General features: G+C 63.7%; 19 protein-coding genes. 12 read left to right on the forward strand and 7 right to left on the reverse strand.

The window, feature by feature from the left end; genetic code table 11:
* Positions 1 to 63: 63 nt before the first annotated feature.
* From IU450_RS04240 to IU450_RS04255, 4 genes are all read right to left on the reverse strand, one after another.
* Entirely contained in the window at positions 64 to 2313 is a 2250-nt protein-coding gene (locus IU450_RS04240; RefSeq protein WP_195148399.1) for a heavy metal translocating P-type ATPase, read from the reverse strand.
* A 42-nt stretch (positions 2314 to 2355) separates the two neighbouring features.
* Positions 2356 to 3315, reverse strand: a complete 960-nt coding sequence (locus IU450_RS04245) for a hypothetical protein (RefSeq protein ID WP_228833935.1) — start codon at positions 3313 to 3315, stop codon at positions 2356 to 2358.
* A gap of 14 nt (positions 3316 to 3329) precedes the next feature.
* Positions 3330 to 3536, reverse strand: a complete 207-nt coding sequence (locus tag IU450_RS04250) for a heavy-metal-associated domain-containing protein (protein ID WP_195148400.1) — start codon at positions 3534 to 3536, stop codon at positions 3330 to 3332.
* Between the two features lie 134 nt (positions 3537 to 3670).
* Entirely contained in the window at positions 3671 to 4423 is a 753-nt protein-coding gene (locus IU450_RS04255) for a carboxymuconolactone decarboxylase family protein (RefSeq protein ID WP_195148401.1), read from the reverse strand.
* A gap of 155 nt (positions 4424 to 4578) precedes the next feature.
* Between IU450_RS04255 and IU450_RS04260 the strand changes: the two genes are divergently transcribed.
* Positions 4579 to 5136 (forward strand): TetR/AcrR family transcriptional regulator, encoded by a 558-nt coding sequence (locus tag IU450_RS04260; protein ID WP_195148402.1) that lies wholly within the window; start codon positions 4579 to 4581, stop codon positions 5134 to 5136.
* Between the two features lie 105 nt (positions 5137 to 5241).
* Here IU450_RS04260 and IU450_RS04265 read toward each other — a convergent pair whose 3' ends face one another.
* A complete protein-coding gene (locus IU450_RS04265; RefSeq protein WP_195148403.1) occupies positions 5242 to 5958 on the reverse strand; it encodes a sterol desaturase family protein in 717 nt (238 codons plus the stop codon).
* An 8-nt stretch (positions 5959 to 5966) separates the two neighbouring features.
* The gene (locus tag IU450_RS04270; protein WP_195148404.1) at positions 5967 to 6704 is read right to left on the reverse strand and encodes a FadR/GntR family transcriptional regulator; all 738 of its coding nucleotides are present in this window, start codon (positions 6702 to 6704) and stop codon (positions 5967 to 5969) included.
* A 383-nt stretch (positions 6705 to 7087) separates the two neighbouring features.
* Here IU450_RS04270 and IU450_RS04275 point away from each other — a divergent pair, with 383 nt between their 5' ends.
* The 11 genes from IU450_RS04275 to IU450_RS04325 all read left to right on the forward strand — a co-directional run bounded on the left by IU450_RS04275 (position 7088) and on the right by IU450_RS04325 (position 17993).
* Complete coding sequence (locus IU450_RS04275; RefSeq protein ID WP_195148405.1) at positions 7088 to 7870, forward strand: GNAT family N-acetyltransferase; 783 nt, start codon at positions 7088 to 7090, stop codon at positions 7868 to 7870.
* 445 nt (positions 7871 to 8315) lie between these two features.
* Positions 8316 to 9320 carry a ParB N-terminal domain-containing protein gene (locus IU450_RS04280; protein ID WP_195148406.1) on the forward strand — a complete coding sequence of 335 codons (1005 nt, stop codon included), beginning with the start codon at positions 8316 to 8318 and terminating at the stop codon, positions 9318 to 9320.
* 366 nt (positions 9321 to 9686) lie between these two features.
* Positions 9687 to 9866 (forward strand): hypothetical protein, encoded by a 180-nt coding sequence (locus IU450_RS04285; protein WP_195148407.1) that lies wholly within the window; start codon positions 9687 to 9689, stop codon positions 9864 to 9866.
* A gap of 108 nt (positions 9867 to 9974) precedes the next feature.
* Positions 9975 to 11150 carry a radical SAM protein gene (locus IU450_RS04290; protein ID WP_195148408.1) on the forward strand — a complete coding sequence of 392 codons (1176 nt, stop codon included), beginning with the start codon at positions 9975 to 9977 and terminating at the stop codon, positions 11148 to 11150.
* Entirely contained in the window at positions 11147 to 12040 is an 894-nt protein-coding gene (locus IU450_RS04295) for an aKG-HExxH-type peptide beta-hydroxylase (protein ID WP_195148409.1), read from the forward strand. The genes IU450_RS04290 and IU450_RS04295 overlap by 4 nt, the downstream gene beginning before the upstream one ends.
* Positions 12041 to 12043: 3 nt before the next feature.
* Entirely contained in the window at positions 12044 to 13225 is a 1182-nt protein-coding gene (locus IU450_RS04300) for a serine hydrolase domain-containing protein (protein WP_195148410.1), read from the forward strand.
* 54 nt (positions 13226 to 13279) lie between these two features.
* Positions 13280 to 14017: a TylF/MycF/NovP-related O-methyltransferase gene (locus tag IU450_RS04305; RefSeq protein WP_195148411.1), complete on the forward strand. Its 738-nt coding sequence runs from the start codon at positions 13280 to 13282 to the stop codon at positions 14015 to 14017.
* Positions 14018 to 14019: 2 nt separating this feature from the next.
* A complete protein-coding gene (locus IU450_RS04310) occupies positions 14020 to 15261 on the forward strand; it encodes an ATP-grasp domain-containing protein (RefSeq protein ID WP_195148412.1) in 1242 nt (413 codons plus the stop codon).
* A gap of 146 nt (positions 15262 to 15407) precedes the next feature.
* Positions 15408 to 16106: a hypothetical protein gene (locus tag IU450_RS04315; protein ID WP_195148413.1), complete on the forward strand. Its 699-nt coding sequence runs from the start codon at positions 15408 to 15410 to the stop codon at positions 16104 to 16106.
* Positions 16099 to 16713, forward strand: a complete 615-nt coding sequence (locus IU450_RS04320; RefSeq protein WP_195148414.1) for a phosphotransferase-like protein — start codon at positions 16099 to 16101, stop codon at positions 16711 to 16713. The genes IU450_RS04315 and IU450_RS04320 overlap by 8 nt, the downstream gene beginning before the upstream one ends.
* 398 nt (positions 16714 to 17111) lie before the next feature.
* A complete protein-coding gene (locus IU450_RS04325; RefSeq protein WP_195148415.1) occupies positions 17112 to 17993 on the forward strand; it encodes a phosphotransferase in 882 nt (293 codons plus the stop codon).
* 116 nt (positions 17994 to 18109) lie between these two features.
* Here IU450_RS04325 and IU450_RS04330 read toward each other — a convergent pair whose 3' ends face one another.
* A complete protein-coding gene (locus tag IU450_RS04330) occupies positions 18110 to 19249 on the reverse strand; it encodes an NHL repeat-containing protein (RefSeq protein ID WP_195148416.1) in 1140 nt (379 codons plus the stop codon).
* Positions 19250 to 19803 lie beyond the last annotated feature (554 nt).

The raw sequence follows: 19803 nt of genomic DNA on the forward strand, positions 1-19803 counted from the left end.
ATGAGAGGTTCTCCACTGACGCACGGACGGGACGACAACTACGTGTGCCGTCCCGTCCGGTGTTCAGTTAGCCGTCGAGCGAAAACCGCGCAACCGCAGGCTGTTGCTCACCACGAAGACCGAGGAGAACGCCATCGCCGCGCCCGCGAGCATCGGGTTCAGCAGACCCGCCATGGCCAGTGGGATCGCGGCCACGTTGTAGGCGAAGGCCCAGAACAGATTGCCCTTGATGGTCGCGAGGGTGCGGCGGGACAGGCGGATCGCGTCCGCCGCCGCCCGCAGGTCGCCGCGCACCAGGGTCAGATCGCCCGCCTCGATGGCCACGTCGGTGCCGGTGCCCATGGCCAGGCCCAGGTCGGCCTGGGCCAGCGCCGCGGCGTCGTTCACACCGTCGCCCACCATCGCGACCACTTTGCCCTCGGCCTGCAACCGTTTGACGGTGTCGACCTTGTCCTGTGGCAGCACCTCCGCGATCACCTCATCGATGCCCACCTGCGCGGCGATCGCGTCTGCGGCCGCCTGGTTGTCGCCGGTCAGCATGATCGGGGTGAGACCGAGGGCACGCAGCTGGGCGATCGCTTCGGCGGAGGTCGGTTTCACCGCGTCCGCCACCACGAGCACACCGCGCGCCTTACCGTCCCAGCCCACCGCGACGGCGGTCTTGCCTTCGGCTTCGGCCGCACGGATCGCCTGGGACAGATCGTCGTCGAGGTGCTGCGACCAGTCGGCGAGCAACCGGGCGCGCCCGACCAGCACCGCGTGGCCGTCCACCATGCCCTGCACGCCGAGACCCGCCACGTTCGCGAAGTCGTCGACCGGCTTCAGCTCGCCCACTCGCTCCCTGGCGCCTTTGGCGATGGCCTGGGCGATCGGGTGCTCGGACGAATCCTCCAGCGCTCCCGCCAGTTCCAGAATCCGCGTGACCTGCTCGCCTTCGGCGGGCACCACGTCGAGCAGGGTCATCTTCCCCGCGGTGACCGTGCCGGTCTTGTCCAGCACGATCGTGTCCACGCGCCGGGTCGACTCCAGCACTTCGGGACCCTTGATCAGGATGCCCAGTTGCGCGCCGCGTCCGGTGCCGACCATCAGCGCGGTCGGCGTGGCCAGCCCCAGCGCGCACGGGCAGGCGATGATCAGCACCGCCACCGCCGCGGTGAACGCCGCGGCCACCGAACCGCCGGTGCCGAGCCAGAATCCGAGCGTCGCGACCGACAGTGCGATCACGATCGGCACGAAGAACCCGGAGATCCGATCGGCCAGCCGCTGTGCCTGCGCTTTGCCGGTCTGCGCGTCTTCGACCAGCTTCGCCATCTGCGCCAGCTGGGTGTCCGATCCGATCCTGGTGGCGCGTACTACGAGCCGCCCGCCCACGTTGACGGTCGCACCAACCACGGCGTCGTCCTCGCCGACCTCCACCGGCACCGACTCGCCGGTGAGCATCGAGGCGTCGACCGCCGAGGAACCTTCCACCACGACGCCGTCGGTGGCGATCTTCTCGCCGGGCCGCACCACGAACCGATCGCCGACCGTCAGCTGCTCCACCGGGATGCGCCGTTCGGTCCCGTTGCGCAGCACCGAGACTTCCTTGGCGCCCAGCTCCAGCAGAGCACGCAGCGCGGCACCGGCCCGCCGTTTGGCGCGCGCTTCGAAAAAGCGCCCGGCCAGGAGGAACGTGGTGACGCCTGCCGCGGCCTCGAGGTAGATGCTGCCGGTGCCGTCCATCCGGGAGATGGTGAACTCGAACGGATGCGTCATGCCAGGCGTGCCCGCGGTGCCCCAGAACAGCGCGTACAGCGACCAGCCCAGCGCGGCCAGCGTCCCCATCGAGATCAGGGTGTCCATGGTCGCGGCGCCGTGACGCAGATTGGTCCACGCCGCGCGGTGGAACGGCAGCGCACCCCACACCACCACCGGCGCGGCCAGGGTGAGCGAGAGCCACTGCCAATTGGTGAACTGCAGAGCCGGGATCATCGCCATGGCGATCACCGGCACCGACAGCACCAGCGAGACAAGCAGGCGAGTGCGCAGGGCGGCGGCGGGGTCCTCTTCGGGGGCGGAGGTTTCCTGCGGCTTCGGCGCGGCGGGTAGCGCGGCGGTGTAGCCGGCCTGTTCGACGGTGGCGATCAGCTCGTCCGGCGAGACCTCGCCGGTGACCTCGACCCTGGCCTTCTCCGTCGCGTAGTTCACGGTGGCGGTGACACCGTCGAGCTTGTTGAGTTTCTTCTCGATGCGTGCGGCGCAGGACGCGCAGGTCATTCCACCGATCACGAGTTCGACCTGCCCGGAGGGCGGCGGTTGTGTCGCGGTGGTCATCGTGGGTGCTCCGTTTCTGTGCGGCGCGGTGCGGACGTCGGATCAGTGGCCGTGGCCGTGACCGTGGCCATCCGGCGCCTGCTGCTGACCAGTGTGTTCGTTGTGGGTCGAGGCGTCCACGTCGGGGGTGCCCGGCGCGACGGTCAGGGTGAATTCGGCGGTGCGGACCACGCCCGCGTGCTGGAAGTCGAGGAACAGGCGATAGTCGCCCGCGCTCGACGCCGTGACGGCGAAGGTGATGCCCGGCCCGGCCGCAGTCACGCCGTCACCGGGGTGGCCTTCCGGGTGGACGTGCAGGTAGCCCAGGTCGGCGGCGCGCAGCGCCACCAAGTGGCCGTAGGCGCCGAGGTAGGGCTGCAAGTCGGTCACCGGTTTCCCGGCGCGGCTCACCGACAGCGTCACTTTCGAGGTCCGGCCGGGGGCGACAGTGCCGTCCAGTGTGACGGTGTAGTCGCCGACAGTGGCGGTGCGTGTGGGGGCGGGCAATCGCTGCGGGTCGTAACCTCCCGCTACCCGGAGGTCCGCGCCCAGCGTCAGGTTGTCGCCGCCCTCGGGTGTGAAGTCGGCGAACACCCGGTAGTCGCCCGCACGGGTGAGATCGAGCGGGACGCTCCAGGTTCCGTTGCCGTCGAGCACCGGGTGCACGTGCTGGTAGGCGGCCATGTCGCGGCGCACGACGATCAAGTGGAGATCCTTGTCGTGGCTGCGCACGTAGCGGGTGACGGGTTTCGCGTCCCGGTCGAGGATGGTGAAACGCAGCGGCACGTTCGTCGCGGCGGCGGTCTGGGTGGTGTCGAGCCGCAAGGTGTAGCCGCGGTCGGTCGCCATCATTCCTCCAGGTAGAGCGTCTGAGGGGGTTTCGTCCTCGGCGGCGTGAGCAGTCGAGTCGTGGGTGGCGGGTTCGGTGGGTTCCGGTCCGAGGACCGAACCGGCCACGAGGGCGATCCCGAAGACCGCGGCGAGGCCGAGGGCGAAGCCGCCGAACTTGGTGGACGCGTTCATCGCCGTGCTCCTCGTCAGTCGGCGACCGTGTAGCCGGCGCGGGCCACCGCGGCGGCAACGTCGGTGCGCTCGATCGGGCTCGCGCTCTCGACGGTCACCAGTCCGTCGGCGAGATCGATCGCCACGGAGCCGACGCCGGAGATGCGGCCGATCTCGGTGCGGACCGAGGCGGCGCAGCCGCCGCAGGTCATGCCGGTCACGGTGACGGTTGTGGTGCTCATGGTGGTCCTCCTCGGGTAACTGCTTCGTCAGTTACGGTACCCCCCTAGGGTATATGGGTGTCAAGTGTGGCCTTCGGCGCATGCGAGAAAGCCCGGTCCGCAGCGGACTGCGGACCGGGCTCGGGGTGGATCGCTCAGGACGAGCGGTAGGTCACGAGCGCGACGGCGGGAGCCGAGACGATCTGTACTTCGGCGGAATCGGAGACCTCGACGTGCAAGAACCCGCCCTCGATCGCGATGCGCACGTCGGCGACGGTGCGTGCGGGCTGTCCGTCCCGGTCCAGCAGGGAATAGCCCTCGACCAGGGTGACCTCGGTCGCGGGCCGCCATTTCGCATCCATTGCGGTGCCTTTCGCCGGTGCCGCGGGCGGGAAGTCGAGTTCCGGCTCGGCGACGTGATTGAAGTAGTTGGACAGGACGTTCAGCGCGACATGGCCGACGATCTCGCTCAGTTCGGCGTCGCTCACGCCCACCGCGCGCGCCGAGGCGAGAGTGGCGTCATCGATCCGTCCGCGGGTGCGGAGCATGTCACGGGCGAGGCGCAGGATCGCGTCGGTGTGTGGGTCAGCGGCGCGCGCCGCGCGGGTGTCGATGATCGCCTGCTCGGTCAAGCCCATTCGGTTCGCGCGCATGGTGTGCGCGGCTGTGCAGTAGTCGCAGCCGTTCTCCCTCGCGACCAGCAGGGCGAGCTGTTCGCGAATGCGGGCCGAGAGTTTCCCTCGGCCCAGCGCTTCGCGCAGGTTCAGGTAGCCGCGCAGGGTTGCCGGGCTGTTCGCCATGGCGGCATAGAGATTCGGGACGCGGCCCAGTTGGCGCTCCACCTCGGTGAGCAGCTCGGTCTGCTCGGCATCGGCGGAGTTGGTGGGCACAAGGGTCAGGCGGGACATCGAAGCCTCCAGCTCGGACAACTCGGATAACTCGGATAACTCTGATAACGCGGACAAGATGGTACCGATCGGTGCCGATTCGAGACGGTACTGACCGGTTCCATATCGGTCAAGCTGGACGGTACCGATCAGTTCCGTTCTGCTACCGTGGCAGCATGGCAACCCGGGCCAAGCAGCGCTTGCTCACCACGGCGGAAGACCTGTTCTACGCCGAGGGCATCCGTGCCGTCGGCATCGACCGCCTGCTCCAGGAGTCGGGCGTGGGCCGCGCTTCCTTCTATCGCCATTTCGCGAGCAAGGACGACCTGATCGTCGCGGTGCTGGAGGACCGCGACCGCCGCTGGCTGGGCTGGTTGCGGGAATCGGTCGAGGCGAAGACCGACGACCCGGCCGCCCGCCCGCTCGCCGTCTTCGACGCCTTGGCGGACCGGTTCGCCCGCAAGGATTTCCGCGGCTGCGCCTTCATCAACACCATGGTCGAGGTCGCCGATCGCGCGAGCGCCGCGCATCAGGTCGCCGATCGGCACAAGCGCCGTGTCATCGCTTATCTGAGCGAACTTCTCACCGAGGCGGGGAGATCGGACGCCACCGAACTGGCCGCCGAACTCGCGCTCCTGGTCGACGGTGCGATCGTCACCGCCGTCCGCGAGGGAACCCCGGACGCCGCGAACCGTGCGCGAACCATCGCCCAGCGTTTGCTAGCCGCGCAGTAGACCGCTTCGAGACCGGGGTGCGGTGACGCGAGGCCGCGATGCGTCTCCCAGAGTGATGGCTCGGCGCACGGATTCGCTGTCGCGTGACGGCGGCACCCCCGCGGATCAGGCGGAGTGCAGGTTGCGCGCGGTGGGTGAGGTCTCGGTGGTGGCCGGGTCGGGGTAGGTGCCGAAGAGGCGGTCGGCGGTGCCCGAGCTGGTGACCGTGAACCAGTAGTGCTCGTTCTTGTAGTGGTGGTGGCGATGGTTGCGCCAGACCGCCCGGTAGAGCGAGCCTTTCGGCTTGTAGTCGGTGTGGACGAGGTAGTGCGTCCACTCGTAACCGAGGCCGAGCAGGGTGATGGTGATCAGGAAGGTCAGCCCGAGACCCAGGCGGGGGAAGGCGAACAGCGCCAGCGCGGCCAGGACCACGACCAGCACCGACAGTGTTCTCGTCGGGATGAAGATCAGCGGGATGTCGCGCGGGTCCACGTGGTGCTCGCGGTGCTTGCGGGCCAGTTCGCTGTCCAACGCGATCGGGCCGAGCCGCCGTGGCCGCCAATGCAACACGGTGACGTGCACGATCCATTCGAAGACCGGGAACAACGCCAGCATCACGGCTGGAACCAGCAGGTCGGTCGGCTGCCAGTCACCGACGACGATCCGGGCGATCACCGCGCCCACCAGCGCGGTCCCGATCATCCACGGCGATGGATGGCGGAGGAATTCTTCGAAGGCCTGTCCGAGGGTGAGTCCGCGGCGCAGTGCCCGCTCGTCTCTGCGTACCCGCGCCCGCGCGTCGGTCTCGATCGAATCGCGTTCGGATGCCTTGGATTTGGTCATGTTCGTTCCTAGCTGTGCGTGACCGGTGGTCCGCCGAGGACCTCGATCAGAGCGGTGGTCGCCGGCTCGAGCAGCGCCCGAGCGGTGGTGGCGGCCTTCTGCGGCCGGCCCGCCGCGATGGCGGCGGCCAGTTCGCGGTATGCCTCGACATTGCCCACCTCGGCGGACATGATCGGGGCCAGCGCCGCGAGCGCCGGTTCATAGGCGGCGCGCAACATGTTGAACATCAACCGGAAGACGATCGAGTCGGCCGCGTCCACGACGTGATCCCAGAACTCCATCGCGTGCCGCTGCTGGACGATCGGATCCTGTTCGACGGCAAGCGCTTCGACCGACGCCTCCAGTAGGGGGCGGACCTCGCCTGCGCCGATCGCGCCGACCCGGCACGCGGCCAACTCCGCCACCTTCGGCCCGTTGTGCAGCCGGGCCTCCAGAATGCTGCGAGCGACGGCCGGGTCCAGCTCCCCGGCCTGCACCAGCAGCCTGGGCAGAACCTCGAGCCCCGCGCCGCGCCGATAGTCCAGCACGGTCGTCGCGTCACCCTGTCGCACGGATACCAACCCCGCCGCGGCCAGCCGCTGTAGCGCTTCCCGCACCGCGGGCCGGGACACCCCCAGCGCCTCCGCCAACTGCCGCTCACTGGGCAAGGTCGCCCCCGGCGCCAGCTCTCCACTGAGCACATCCGCGGCGATCTGCTCGAACACGTCCGCCGACACCGACCGCTTGACCACTGGTTGCAACGCCATGCGTCCACTGTGCGCCTTGTTGGTCAGGAGGTCAAGTGGTCAGACCAATTGCCCAGAGATTGCCGACCCAGTCGGAGCGGTGCGGACAGATGTACTCGCCCGCTCCTCGCGAAGCGAAAATCGGTTCGGAGAACGGCTACACCTCGGTAGTGTGTGCAGTCGGGGCTTCATGGGGACTTTCCGCAAGATCGCTTCCGCTCCGCTGGCTGCGATCCGAGGGACCGGCGAGTTCGTGACAAGGGGAGATGTACTCGGTGCCGGAAATATCACTGCGCTCGGCCGGCGCCGCCGATCTGTCCTTCATCGGGGAACTCTGCGCGCGCAGTACGTCCATACGCGCTGAGGGAATCGGATATCCCCGCTGTGCGGACGAGCACGAACTGATGGCCGAGCTCGCACTTTACGACAACGAACTGGAACGGCACCTGCTCATCGTGTGCGATGCGGCAGGCACAGCGGTCGGCTGCACCGGTTTGCTGGTGTCCGACACCGATGCGGTCTGCTATCTGATCGGGCCGCTGCTCCATGGGGCATGGCGAACCGTCGAAACCGCAGAGCGGACGCTGGAACTGGTCCTCGCGCAGCGGGTCGCGCCCAGCGCACTGGTCGGCTACATCGAGGATGACAACGTCGTCCTGGCGGAGGCGCTGCGGCGCAACGGCTGGCGTCGCGGCGCGGCGCAGCTGGAGATGAGCTGCGAGATTCCGGCGACCGGAACCGGCTGCCGGACGGTTGCCGGGCAGCCTCCCATTCGGCAACTGTCGAGCAGCGGTGATCCGGGATTCCCGGCCGTCGCGGAAATGCTCGGCAGACACCATCATTGGTCATCCGACCCGCGAGCGCGGCTCGCCGACTACCTCGATGACGGCTATCAGGTCGCTGTCCTGGAGTCGGCCGGGCATCTCGCTGGTTGTGCGGTCTGGATCCATGTCAGCGGTACCGACTTCGGCCGCCTCGACTATCTGTCGGTGTCGGAGGAGTTTCGGGGCAGATCGTATGGCACGGCCCTGACCCGGCATGTGCTGGCCGAAGCGGCACACACCGACGCGATCGAGCGCATCTATCTCAGTGTCGACCCGGGCAACGAGGCCGCGCGTCGCGTGTACCGTGCCTGCGGCTTCGAGGAGGGGATCATCTCGCGGCAGTACTCGTACTCGCGCTGGTAGCGCGGTGGTGCAGACTGAGAGGTCATCTGGGGTCGCACCCCCGGCTCGCTGTTGCCGATCGCCTGGGCCTCGACCGGGGCCTGAGCCTGCGCGGGAGCGACGGACATCAGCACCGCGCCGGCCAGCAGGGCGCCCGCCACGATGGGTGATCGACTCGAATCGCCGGTACTGCCACAAGCCCTCGCGAACCACCCGCAGACTTCGAAGCTCACGTGTCCGGTCCGGACACCTGAGCTGTCCGGACCGGACGCCAGCTTTTGGGCTATGACCTGCGTGTTGGGCGTGGCCTGCACGTTGGCCCGCAGTCTTGCTCGAGTTGGCAAGCTGCCGGATCCGTACTGTAGAGGGCGGCCGACCAGTCCGAGGACGCGCAGCAGCGGGCTGGCGCCGAATGCTCTTGCCGAGCTGTAAGTCGAGTCACGGGGGTACGGGGAGATGCGCACGAATGATTGATGAGGACCGAAGTTCCGGACGAGCAGAAGACCGCAATGAGCTCGACGATCTGTTGAGCCGTCAGGTGGCAGCCGAAACAGTTGAGGTTCCGTTGTCCCGGTTACGGCTGGGCTTATCGCCGCGGAAAGACGGTGAGAGCGAAGCTCATGTGAGGGCATTGGCGGAAGCAGCGGACCAATGGCCGCCAATTGTTGTGCACCGCTCAACGATGCGGGTGGTGGACGGTGCTCATCGGCTGCGTGCTGCAGAATGGCGCGGTGACGCGACAATTCGGGTGCGCTTCTTCGAGGGTCGCGAGATCGACGCATTCGTGTTGGCCGTCAAGGGCAATGTAGCCCACGGCCTGCCCTTGACTCGGGCTGAACGTCTCGCGGCGGCGGTTCGGATCATTGAGAGTCACCCGCAATGGTCGGACCGGTTGGTGGCGTCGGCAAGCGGCGTCAGCCCACGGACAGTGGCGACATTACGAAGTTCAACCGGCGACGAGCAGCAGTTGAACGCGCGACATGGCCGCGACGGCAAGATACGGCCGCTGCACAGTGCCGAAGCGCGGCTACGAGCAAAAGAACTGCTGGAGTCGGATGGGAACCGGTCGCTGCGTGAAATTGCCGAACAGGTCGGCCTGTCTCCGGCGACAGTCGCAGACGTGCGCCGCAGGCTGGCGTGCGGCGAGGACGCAGTACCCGACGGGGCGCGGCCCCGGCGCAGCCGAGGCACATCTGGACGAGACCTTGTCGACTACGGTCGGGTTGTAGGACTGCTGCAACGCGATCCCGCCCTGCGGGCGAGCCAACTCGGCCGCACGCTGCTGCCAGTGCTGAGCCTCGATCTGTCCGATCTTTCGGCTAGAGACAGTGTGCTCGGACGTCTGCCCGCACATACCGTGATGTTGATCGCCAAGGCAGCAGGCGGATGGGCGCAAGTATGGAAAAACCTCGCCGAAGAACTTGCTGCCGACATCGATCAGGTTCCCCCTGCTGCTCGAGGCGGAACTTGAACCACTTGAATGTCATCCATTCACAAGTTTGAAAGCACTTCGATGCCAGCGGCGCAGACCGACTGCGAAATATAGCGATCTGTAGATTTACGATTCAGCTCGAATTATAAGCAGTAGGACGCTCCCGACACCGATGCCGACGGACGGCTTGTGGCGGCAGCCTCAGGTGGCGTAGCTCTCTGATCCGGACGAGGCTTCACCATGCTGACTCGATTCTACCCTTTCGAAGTCGTCAGTCCATTTCATGCCTGTTGAGCGGACAATTCAGAAATCTTGACAGACTCATTGGCCCATGTAATCGTAAAGTTCCTGTGCTGCATTGAAGTACAGGACGCCATTTACTCGAGGATTTAAGGGGGTGTTAATATGAGCCAGAACAAGAGCGATCTGCAGGCCACTCAGGAACGCGCTAACTTCGCAAAATTCATGGAAGCGATGCGCGATTCCGATCCGGTCTGGCAGGATCGAGTGGTTACAGCCTTCACGTCTAGCGTTTCGACGCGGGACTGGGCGTTGCTGACCGACGAGATGCGCGATCAGGATTGACGCACATAGTTGGCACGGGGGTGATTCATCCATCCCCGTGCCAACCATCGGTCCCTCTTCCCGGGCGCCGGGAAACATCGAATTCCAGCCAGTGAGAGCGAGTAAGAGATGAAGTCGTTCACAGTGAAACCTGTGCCTGTGGAGATACACCATGACGACAATTCCGTAATCGCTATTCTCAAGCTGGTAGGTCAGGCCTGCAATATCGATTGTTCGTATTGCTACGAGCGGCGAAAGCCCGACCAGGCAGGTGCCTTGAATGCCGAACAGGTTCAGCATTTTCTCGATCGGCTGGGCTCCAGAAGTGTGCACTGCATCCTGCACGGTGGAGAACCGCTCCTGCTCGGGAAGCGAAGGATGACACCGATTCTCGAAGTCTTGAGAGATTGCCCGACCGTGGAATCGGTGGCGATCCAGACCAATGCCGTCCGACTCGACGCCTCCTGGCTTCAGCTCTTCGACGAGTACTGCCCCGGCTTGACCTGGGGGGTGAGCTTCGACGGCGTGGGGCCGCAGTCGAAATACCGCATCGATTACAGCGGAAGATCGACCGATGCGGCCACGCTGGCCGGCATCAGGCTGCTCGGCGAAACAGGTCATTCCTTCGGCCTGATCTGTGTTGTCACCACAGCTCATGTCGGTGGCGGCCGCGAGTTCATGGATTCGGTGAAGGACTTCGAAGGCCTCGCATCAGTCAAGCTCCTGCCCTGCTATGACGAGGACGTGTCTGTGCGCCCGCGTGCCACGGTCAGCGGAAAGCTTATGGAGCTGTACGCGAGCGAGGGGGGTGGTCGCGACGGCCGGCCGGGCTGGACTATCAGTCCCACCGACTACGCGCAGTTCGTCGAGGATGCCCAAGATGCATGGATCTCTTCAGGCGCGTGGCGGTCGTTCTCGTTGGAGCCCACGGTGTCGATAGCCAACAATCTGTCGGGCCTGGAAGGTACGTACACCGACTACTCGATGACGAAGGACGGGCAACTCCTCACGCTCTACCCTGGCGGCAGGGTCGCGGGGCATGACCGCGGACATGAGTTCGTCCTCAACGAGACCACGACCGACCAGATAGACAAATTCCTCGAGACGCAGTCGAATCAGGCCGTTGCCGAGTGGGCCCCATTTCTCGAAGAGTGCAAGGCATGTTCTGCCTGGGCCGGCTGCCGGGGCAGTGAACTGTTCATGCGCAAAGTCATGCGTGATGCGGGCCTCTCAGAGGAATTCTGTGATGCTCGCCGCACAATCGTGGGCAGTGTGGATCGGTTGCTTCAGAGGAGCGAAGAATGAGTGAAATCAGCTGCTTTCTTACAGTGGACGAAGAAATTCGGAAATTTCGTACCCGGCGGGCCCACCTCGTTCGGAACGGGCTCGAGAGTCTCGGACTCGACCACCCCATAATTCGTGGAGATGAACTCGCCGACTACGCGATCGCGAACGAAGTTGCCTTCCACCTCAGGGAATCCATCGAGAAGTCCCAGGGCAGCGAAATCGAGTTGCGCGCATCTGCCCATGAGCTCTTGGAGGACGGCGCTAGGGCCCTGGTCGCGGTGGATTCGGTCAAGGCGTTGCAGTGTGCAGGTCTCGACGAGGATCAGTGCATGTTCTCCCATGGGCTCGCCATCGCCAGCCCTTCCTCGCGGGAACGGGAGCTGTTGACGAGTGCCGTGCGGGTGCTCGAGCGAACCGGAAACCTGCGGTGCTTCAGCGACACAGTTGGCGTTGTGGCGGTTCTCGGTATTGCAACCCCAGGAGCGCCGACGGCTACGTGGGCAACGGGAGGGCTTCCGTATGTCGTTCACCTGCACCTCATGCCACGAGCCGAGCTTGTCGCTCGTGACTTGATTCACGAGGCGACACATGCGTACTTGAACGACTGGCTGGCATCACGGGGCCTGCGTCTCGACCCGTACACGCCCATCTTCTGGTCGCCGTGGAAGGACGCGAAGCGGCCACTGTTCGGGTTTGTTCACTCGATCATGGCCTTCTCGGTTGTGACCGCATTCCTGGCGAGCGTGATGTCGGACGACAGCTCGGACTGGTTCTGGCTGAGTCCGTTCCACAGTGCGGAGAGGGATCGGCTGCGCAGCTGCGAAGAGTCCGTGGCATCCGCTGTGTCAATGCTGCCCGACGACCTCGGCAAGCGCGTCGCGGCCATCTATGCGCTGGCGGTGGAGTAGGACATGTCCGTCGTGGTTTCGCCGTGGGGCGAGTTCAAGCCGGAGTACGGCTATGCCTGTGCAGAGTACGGGCCAGGTGGCGCCGAGCAGGCCAGCGCGGACGGCCTGGCCAACCTGGCAGGCAGCGAAAGGTTCACCCTTCAGACCAGGGTGAACTGTGGATCCATCGCGAAGCTGGTGACCGCGCACTTCGTGACGCGACTCTGGAGCAGCCGAGATGAGCGTGAGCAACTCCGCATCGGCACTCTGCTCCCTGGAGTCCCCAGCCCCTTGCGCGACGTCACTGTCGAGAGATGTTTGACGCATACGACAGGACTGTGGGATTTTCGGTCCCTGATCCCGCTGTTCGGCGAGAGGTCGACCTTCGCCTACGGGGTGTCGGACGCATTCGAGCTCGCGATCAAGCAGACGCATCTGGTGCCAGGCTTCGAGCGGCAATACAGCAACACCAACTATCTTCTGCTCGGGGTGGCAGTCGAACGGGAGACCGGCGCTCTGCTCCAAGATCTCGTGGTGGATTGGCTGGGCTCGGACGTCGGCAACTTTGTTACCAACCCACGTGCAGTTGTGCCTGCGCGGGCTCGCGGTTACGAGGTCGGAGCGAATGAGGATGTACTCGAATTCGGTTCGTTCGTCGATGGGAGGGGTTCGACCAACTTCTGGGCGAACACCCAAGAGTTGGCCACGCTCATCGAGCGCGTAACGAACGGCTTCGAGACCCGGCCGGTGTATGGAGGCCTGGCCCTGAGCAGCGATACGTTCTATGTTGCCGGCCAGGACGGCGGATTCCGGGCTGCGGCCGTCATCGACGCGAACAACAGGCGCTGCCATGTCGCTCTGACGAACGACCCTGCACTAACTCCGCTGGATATCATGGCTACGCACACGGGCCTTCGGGTCCAAGGAACAGAAACGACAAGCCGTGCGCGCGAGCATGTATCCGGCGATCGGACTGAATTCGAGGGAACGTTCGCCTCAGCTTCCCTCGGTGTTCAGCTATCCCTTGCAGGAGCGCCCGACGGCGCACTTGTCGTGAGCGTGGGTGACCGAGTGCTCGGCAAACTCGAGCGCGAGACCTCCGGCTCGTTCTCCGATGGCCATCTGGAGATCGTCGAACGGAACGACACGATCTACCTGTCGATAAACCATGCGCGGGGTATACCGCTCGATCGTGTATTCCCCTAACAGCAAGCGGGCCGTCGAGCTCGGCAGTGATTTGATTCAGTGGAACGGAAGTGGATGGGCGTGGCGGAAGTGCAGGTCTCCGCGGATTCGATCATGTCATTGGAGAGGGAGCCTCTTCCGGCCGCCCTACGCGAGCTGGGAGTTAGTCTGCTCCGCGAGCATTCCAACACGATTGATCGCGATCGATTGTTGTCAGTATATGGGGAACTGATGGCCAGTCTCTCGCGGACCGAGAACGGCGCGGTCGTCGAGCTGGGATGCTACAAAGGCGCGATGTCCGCATGGATGCGGGCGCTTCTGGACTTTTGTCGATCGACGCGCGAGATTCACGTCTTCGATTCTTTCGAAGGTCTGCCACGGCCGTCCGAGATCGATGGTGACCATCTGAAGGAAGGCGACGTGCGAGCGTCCCGAGAAGACGTGCTGGACCTTCACGAGCGGCTGGAACTGAGGCCCCCGATTGTTCACCCCGGCTGGTTCGAAGACACACTCGGAGAATTGCCGGATAAGATCGCTTTTGCGTATATTGACGCAGACTTCTACGAGTCGATGGCATGCGCGTTGAGGGCGGTGCTTCCACGGCTGGTACCCGGCGCCACAGTGATTATGGACGACTATGCGGACTTGGCCAGGAATCCCCATGCATGGGCCGAGATGGCGGGGGTCAAGAAAGCCTGGGATGACGTCACCGACGGCCGCCTGGAGCTCGATGTGATTCTCGGCTTCGGTGATCTGGCTTTCGGGGTGCACCGTGCCAGCTGCGACTCGCCTCTGGACCGAAGGACCGTATAGCCATGGCTCGTAGCCACGTTCTCGTCGTGGGTGCCGCCCTTGCCGCCGACTTCGCGTCTGCGCATCCAGAGGTCCACACATCGGTTCTCTGCCACAGGCCTGCCGAGCCCAAGTCGCCCGGCGTTTTCCTACGCGAAATTAATGTTGAACGTAATAGCGCACCGGAGGCGTGGCTCGACAGCGCGAGAGAGATCAGTAATACATGTCCTGTCGACCGCGTGGTCGCCTTCGGCGAGAACGAGCAGATAATAGCTGCGACCATTGCCACGCATCTGGGGCTCGACGGCCATCACAGCATAGATGTTGCAAGAGCAGTGGCCGATAAGATCGAGATGCGCAAGCGGCTGTTAGCCTGCGGGCTGGGCACCGTAGGTTTTGCGGAGGCTCCGGATTTCCACGCGATTGAACGTTTCGCCCACGGACAATCGGAGAACCGCTGCCTTGTCAAACCGGCTATGGGTACGGGGAGTCGCGGGATTTCGGAGCTCGTAGACCTTCGCCAGTGTGAGACGGCCTTCAATCGGGCACGCGACGTGGCGCACCCTATCGCCGGCACACAGCGCGTGATGGTCGAGCAGTTCAAGCCAGGGCGTCAGTTGAGCGTGGAGTGCATCTCCGAGGCGGGCGAGCACCGCCCAGTGGCCATTACGCAGAAATACACTGACGAGCGGACGTTCGCCGAGGTAGGGCACTGCGTCCCCGCCGATCTGTCGACTGCGGAGGTCAGTGCGGTCGTGACGGGCACGGTTGCCGCGCTCGACGCCCTGGGAGTGCGGTACGGCCCGACCCATACCGAACTCGTTCTCGGGAAAGCCGGTCGAGTCGATCTCATCGAGACGCACACTCGCCTCGGCGGTCACGGAATCCCTGATCTTGTAGCGGATGCCATTGGTATCGACCTGTATGACCTCACATTTGCTCAGGTGGCGGGCGCCTCGGTGATTTCGCGCGTATCCGAGATACTGCCCCGCGCGGGATCCAGCCGGGCAGTCTGGTTCGGGTATTCGCCGGTTGGCGGGCGTGTCCGCTCTGTCCGGAGTGCGGTTCAGTCTGAGGCCCAGGTCGAGGTGCTGGTCAATCGCGGCGACCTGGTTACTGCGGACATGACTCGTTCCTCGCGGGTTGTAGCTGCACGAGCGTCCGGCCCGACTGAAGCGGACGCAATGAGAAAGGCCGCGCAAGCCGTCTCGGAAGTGACATTGGTAATCGAGTGCTCGATGACTGCACAGCTTCTGGGCTACTGATGTTCAGCCTCGACCCAGGCCCGATAGCAGGCCGTGGTTCGGTCACGAAACGGGCCGGGCCGAAGCCCGGCGCAAGTTGCGCAGTTGCCTTCCGGTCCCGCGGATGTATGGATTCAATAGGGTCGAACCTGAGGAGGGGAGGATAGGTGTCGAGTTCGGGGCAGGAAATACACAGCGTCGAGCAAGCGTGCACACCGTCGGAGGCTGCCGAGCTGTTGTATCGCATGGAAGATTTTCTCGGAGCCTCAAAAGGAATGTATGTGGCCGGCGGCCGCAGAATCGTCTCGGTACACGAAATTCCGGGTCATACAGGCAGGGAAGCTGCGGCGATATATGAGCCGAGTGGACGCGTCGAGTGCACAGAGATCCCTCCGGACGTGGAGGAGATCCTCGAAGGCATCTTCGGTAGAAACCTACCGTCGATTCAATATGTCTACCCAGAAGCCGTCCGTAACAATGGGTGGTTCTATGTCGAATACGGCGTCGGTCAGTTCGTTAATCCTCACGTCGACTATCATGGACGGATAGGAGACCCTTGGCCAGGTGTACTGGCGACTGTCTCTCTATCGGTTAGCAATGCAGACATCGGCGGGCAGTTCTTTGTCGAATCGAGCGGTGACAGTTCTGTATGGGAAGAGCCACGCCGCGCGCGGCGCGGGTTGGACTGGAGTACTCCATCCTTCCGCGCCCAGCGCCGCGTTCGCTGGACGGCCCAGCACGAGCCTGGGGACATGCTGATCTGGGGTTCTCAAGTCGTTCATGGAACGGTGCCGGTGCAGGAGGGCCGCTCGTGTAAGTTCCTGACGCAACTACTGACCGCAGAAACAGAGGCAATAGATGTCTGACAAGGTACCACTGTGCATCGTCATCAATGGGCCATCCGCCGCCGGGAAAACGACGCTTACAGCAGCAATCCAGGATCGTCTCGAGGAACCGTTGCTGCGGTTCGGAGTGGACGAACTCTATCGTATGATTCCAGATCAGTGGGCTGGTGGCGTGGCCAACGCACGTTACGCCGACCGAGGTTTCACCTATCAGGATGTGCCCTCCATGCCAGGCGCGCGCCGCATTCATAACGGTGTCGACGCCATGTCCATGCTTTATGCGATGAATTCGGCTATTCTGGGGATTCTCAGTGCCCGCGTAGGCGTGATCGTCGATGGTCAAGCCTTCGAGCCCAGCGTTAACCAGGATCTGGAGAATCGCCTCCGTGACCTGGAGGCCAAGGGAGAAGCGCGGGTCGCGATCATCGAAATCGCCGCGGCTGACGAGCAGTTGGCGGACCGGCAGCGACGTCATGCGCATCCCGTTGGCCTGTCCCTTCATCACAATATTCTTCCTAAGCAAGCCGCCCGGCCCGATCTGGTCGTGGAGACGTCTCACATGACACCTGATGAGGTAGCGGATCTAGTGTGCGACTGGATCGAAAAGGAATGTTCCGAGCGTTCGTAGGGGTACTTGGGGCGGGCACCCGCATACGGCGGATGATCTAGATCGCTAAGATCAGGCGGTCCTTTATGGACTGAACGGCACTGATTACAAGTAAGGACGTACCTTCCGCCCGGCGTTGATACGCCGGACAATCGAACCTATTGAGTTCAGATTCTCCGGGAAGGTATGTCCTTCCGTAACAATAAACAATGCATGGCTACCGGATGTGCAGACCGTCTATCGCGGACCGTTCACGGGAGCAATTAAGAACATTTTTCGGGGGGAACTTCATAATGTCAACCATTGGATACCCATTCATACTTTCGTCGGAAATCGCTGGCTCGCGGCCGGAAAAAGTTACACGGAGCATATCCTCGGAGGCCAGCGCAAAGGCCAAGTATTATATGATGGAAAATGGGTTGACCATCATTGGAGAAAACAGTCGAAATCATGTAATGGGGTGTGGCCCGGATACCTTTTGCAAGTCGATGACTCCCGACTCGGCGCACCGTATGGAGAACTTTTACCCGCTGTTGGACCGTGCTGCGCTGACAACCGGATTCGTGCCGAGGCTCCTGGCTATCGACTGCATCGACGAGGAGGTCAGTATCGCATGCTTCGAGTATGTCCACGGTAGAGGTGGAATCGCGCGCGATACAAAGGATTGCCTCAGTATGTACGCGGAATTGCAGGCATCAGCTGTGCGGCACGGAACCGAAGCGACGAAGATACTGATCGATGCCTGCCACAACGAAGTTTCCACATGGAGCGAAGAACTTCTACATTCATGGGACCCAGTCCACTGGACCGATCCCAAAATTCTGCACTGGGCTGGAGTCGATGCTCGAGCTATGACCGAAATCGGCCTTCCGGCGCTCCGATCTGTCGGGAGTCTGCTGACTGCGCTCTCACCCGATGGGATATGCTCGCCCGTGCACGCTGATTTGTACGTAGGAAACTATCTGCGCACTTCCACGAACCAGGCCGTTATCTTCGATTGGGATGAAGGTTACTGGGGGCTTCCCGGTATGGGATTGCAGATTCTTGTTCGCGAAGCGATGGACAGCAGCATCGATGGCCTCGAATACAAGGACCTCCTCGAGCTTGCGCCGCCTTTGGTCGAGATGGGAATCAGTGAGTCCGACTTGGCAGTCAGAACGCTCGCCAGCGCAGTCGTCGAGATCGCCGGCGTGAGGCAATCGCTGACAGAGCTCCAAAGGCCGCGCGAGCGACATGCCGCGTACCTGGCGGCTTGGGCGTGCCGGTACGAGTGGGTCATCAAGAGGGCACAGCTCTGCTGAGCCTGGCCGGAACTCCGCTCATTGGACGGTCGGCAAGATGAGACCAGCCGCGACGTGCCCGCCACGCCGGCCGCTCCGATGCGGGAACCTGGCGTAGCGGGCGAAGCAACCACGACCTACTGATCAGCCTTCAACTCGAGTACGCAGTTGCGGCGATAGTCGGTGAGCAAAATCTTGTTCCTGTGGTCCATGAGCAAGTCACGCGGAGCATCAGGCACTTCGAAATCCTCGCCACGCCCGCAGGCGGGAGCAAGGCTGCTGTTCCAGGTCCACCGCACCAGCCAATCCGCGCCCAGGGCGACTACTTGGCTGTCTGCGTCGACGATCAAGACGCAGTCGAATGCTGAGTGGACAACGCGCGGCTTGTGCAGGCTGTAGGGGTTCCCCGCCGAGTCGAAGAACTTGTTCCTCCGCCACAGCACGGCGCCGGACGCAGCGTCCACCAGTAGCACGGTGTCCATTTCGGGATCCACGATGACTACCCGATCATCGAAGATCGCTGCCTGATGCGGATCGTTCAGACCCGTGACAACCCAGGCGGCAACGCCGTCACAGCGGACCCTGGCTACCCAGCCGGAAGCGCTGTCGACTACGAGTAACTCATCGTCGCCCAGCCATCGGCCATCATGAGGGTCCGAGACGGCGAAAGAGTCATTGCCCGAGCGCACGACGCCGAACTCATTCTCGATCGAGCCGTCTTGACCGACAACAACGAACCGCGAATTCAAGCTGTCCGAGATAATGAGACGACCGCGGTTCGAAATGCGAGCGCTCCGCGGCCACCTCAGCTCCTCGCTTCGCCCGTCGACGCGTTTCACCTCGCGAAGCTGCCAGCGCAGGCCACCGTCATCGTCCACGCCGATGACTCGGTTGTTGTTCGTGTCCGCGATGACCAGCTCTCCGGTCGCCGCCCGATCAATGGAGCGGGGCCTGGAAAGCACCAGTCCGGTGGCTTCCGGCCCGCCCCACCGCGCTTGCATGGTCCGCAGGTCAGGACCTAGTTCCACCACAGAGCGTGCACCTAGATCCGCGACATACACCTTGCCTTCGGCACCGAGGGCGTGCCGGGGATCAATGAGGCGCGCACCCTCCTCAGTACCGCCGCAACGTCCCAAAACGCTTCCATCTCGGTCCAACAGCAGGACACGGTGGTTTCCGCTGTCCGTTACCAGGTAACGGCCCTCGGATGCGGTCAACCCGGTAGGGGTGTTCAGACTGCGCAAGTCTGAATCCGGTTGCCCGAACTGTCCGGTCACGCACTCGAGCCGGCCATCCGGGACCAGCCGCATGAGCGCATGTCTGCTCGTGTGCACGAACAGGACTGCACCGGCATCCCAACAGATACCGGACGGGACGAAGTGCTCTCCCTCGGGCGGGCGATACAGCCAATGGATGGACCTGTTCCGCGGGGAGAACGAAGCGATTCCGCCGCCTAACTGTCGGCCGCCGGGACCTTCGACCGAGGCGACGCCGAGGAGTAGATCCCCATCCCCTGTACAACACAGCGACATAACGGCGATGTCGGCTGGTGCCCCCACGTCTTGGGCCGAACCATCCGCACAAACCTGAAGCAATGCCCATGAGCCGCGGTTGTGGGTTCGACCGAATGCGAAGAACTGGCCGTAATCCGGGTGCCACGTCACGTCGAATATGTAGCTGCCAGGAGGGCCCTTCACCTGCCAGCCTGGTCCGGCCGCCAACGGTGTAACCCACTGCCTGGTGACATCTATGGCGAAAACACGGCGGGACAGCGGTTCTTCGAGAAGCCGCCCGAATCGCGGCAAAGAGCTGTCGGCAACCCACCCCACGA

The organism is Nocardia abscessus, assembly GCF_015477775.1.
In the GTDB taxonomy this organism is placed as follows: domain Bacteria; phylum Actinomycetota; class Actinomycetes; order Mycobacteriales; family Mycobacteriaceae; genus Nocardia; species Nocardia abscessus_A.

What these genes read in the sequence shown, in the direction of transcription:
- IU450_RS04270 (WP_195148404.1), bottom strand. Translation starts at nt 6,704, where the DNA reads ATGGCGTTGCAACCAGTGGTCAAGCGGTCGGTGTCGGCGGACGTGTTC.
- IU450_RS04320 (WP_195148414.1), top strand. Translation starts at nt 16,099, where the DNA reads ATGTCTGACAAGGTACCACTGTGCATCGTCATCAATGGGCCATCCGCC.
- IU450_RS04285 (WP_195148407.1), top strand. Translation starts at nt 9,687, where the DNA reads ATGAGCCAGAACAAGAGCGATCTGCAGGCCACTCAGGAACGCGCTAAC.
- IU450_RS04255 (WP_195148401.1), bottom strand. Translation starts at nt 4,423, where the DNA reads ATGTCCCGCCTGACCCTTGTGCCCACCAACTCCGCCGATGCCGAGCAG.
- IU450_RS04260 (WP_195148402.1), top strand. Translation starts at nt 4,579, where the DNA reads ATGGCAACCCGGGCCAAGCAGCGCTTGCTCACCACGGCGGAAGACCTG.
- IU450_RS04305 (WP_195148411.1), top strand. Translation starts at nt 13,280, where the DNA reads ATGGGCGTGGCGGAAGTGCAGGTCTCCGCGGATTCGATCATGTCATTG.
- IU450_RS04275 (WP_195148405.1), top strand. Translation starts at nt 7,088, where the DNA reads ATGGCCGAGCTCGCACTTTACGACAACGAACTGGAACGGCACCTGCTC.
- IU450_RS04280 (WP_195148406.1), top strand. Translation starts at nt 8,316, where the DNA reads ATGATTGATGAGGACCGAAGTTCCGGACGAGCAGAAGACCGCAATGAG.
- IU450_RS04240 (WP_195148399.1), bottom strand. Translation starts at nt 2,313, where the DNA reads ATGACCACCGCGACACAACCGCCGCCCTCCGGGCAGGTCGAACTCGTG.
- IU450_RS04245 (WP_228833935.1), bottom strand. Translation starts at nt 3,315, where the DNA reads ATGAACGCGTCCACCAAGTTCGGCGGCTTCGCCCTCGGCCTCGCCGCG.
- IU450_RS04310 (WP_195148412.1), top strand. Translation starts at nt 14,020, where the DNA reads ATGGCTCGTAGCCACGTTCTCGTCGTGGGTGCCGCCCTTGCCGCCGAC.
- IU450_RS04290 (WP_195148408.1), top strand. Translation starts at nt 9,975, where the DNA reads ATGAAGTCGTTCACAGTGAAACCTGTGCCTGTGGAGATACACCATGAC.
- IU450_RS04265 (WP_195148403.1), bottom strand. Translation starts at nt 5,958, where the DNA reads ATGACCAAATCCAAGGCATCCGAACGCGATTCGATCGAGACCGACGCG.
- IU450_RS04295 (WP_195148409.1), top strand. Translation starts at nt 11,147, where the DNA reads ATGAGTGAAATCAGCTGCTTTCTTACAGTGGACGAAGAAATTCGGAAA.
- IU450_RS04250 (WP_195148400.1), bottom strand. Translation starts at nt 3,536, where the DNA reads ATGAGCACCACAACCGTCACCGTGACCGGCATGACCTGCGGCGGCTGC.
- IU450_RS04300 (WP_195148410.1), top strand. Translation starts at nt 12,044, where the DNA reads ATGTCCGTCGTGGTTTCGCCGTGGGGCGAGTTCAAGCCGGAGTACGGC.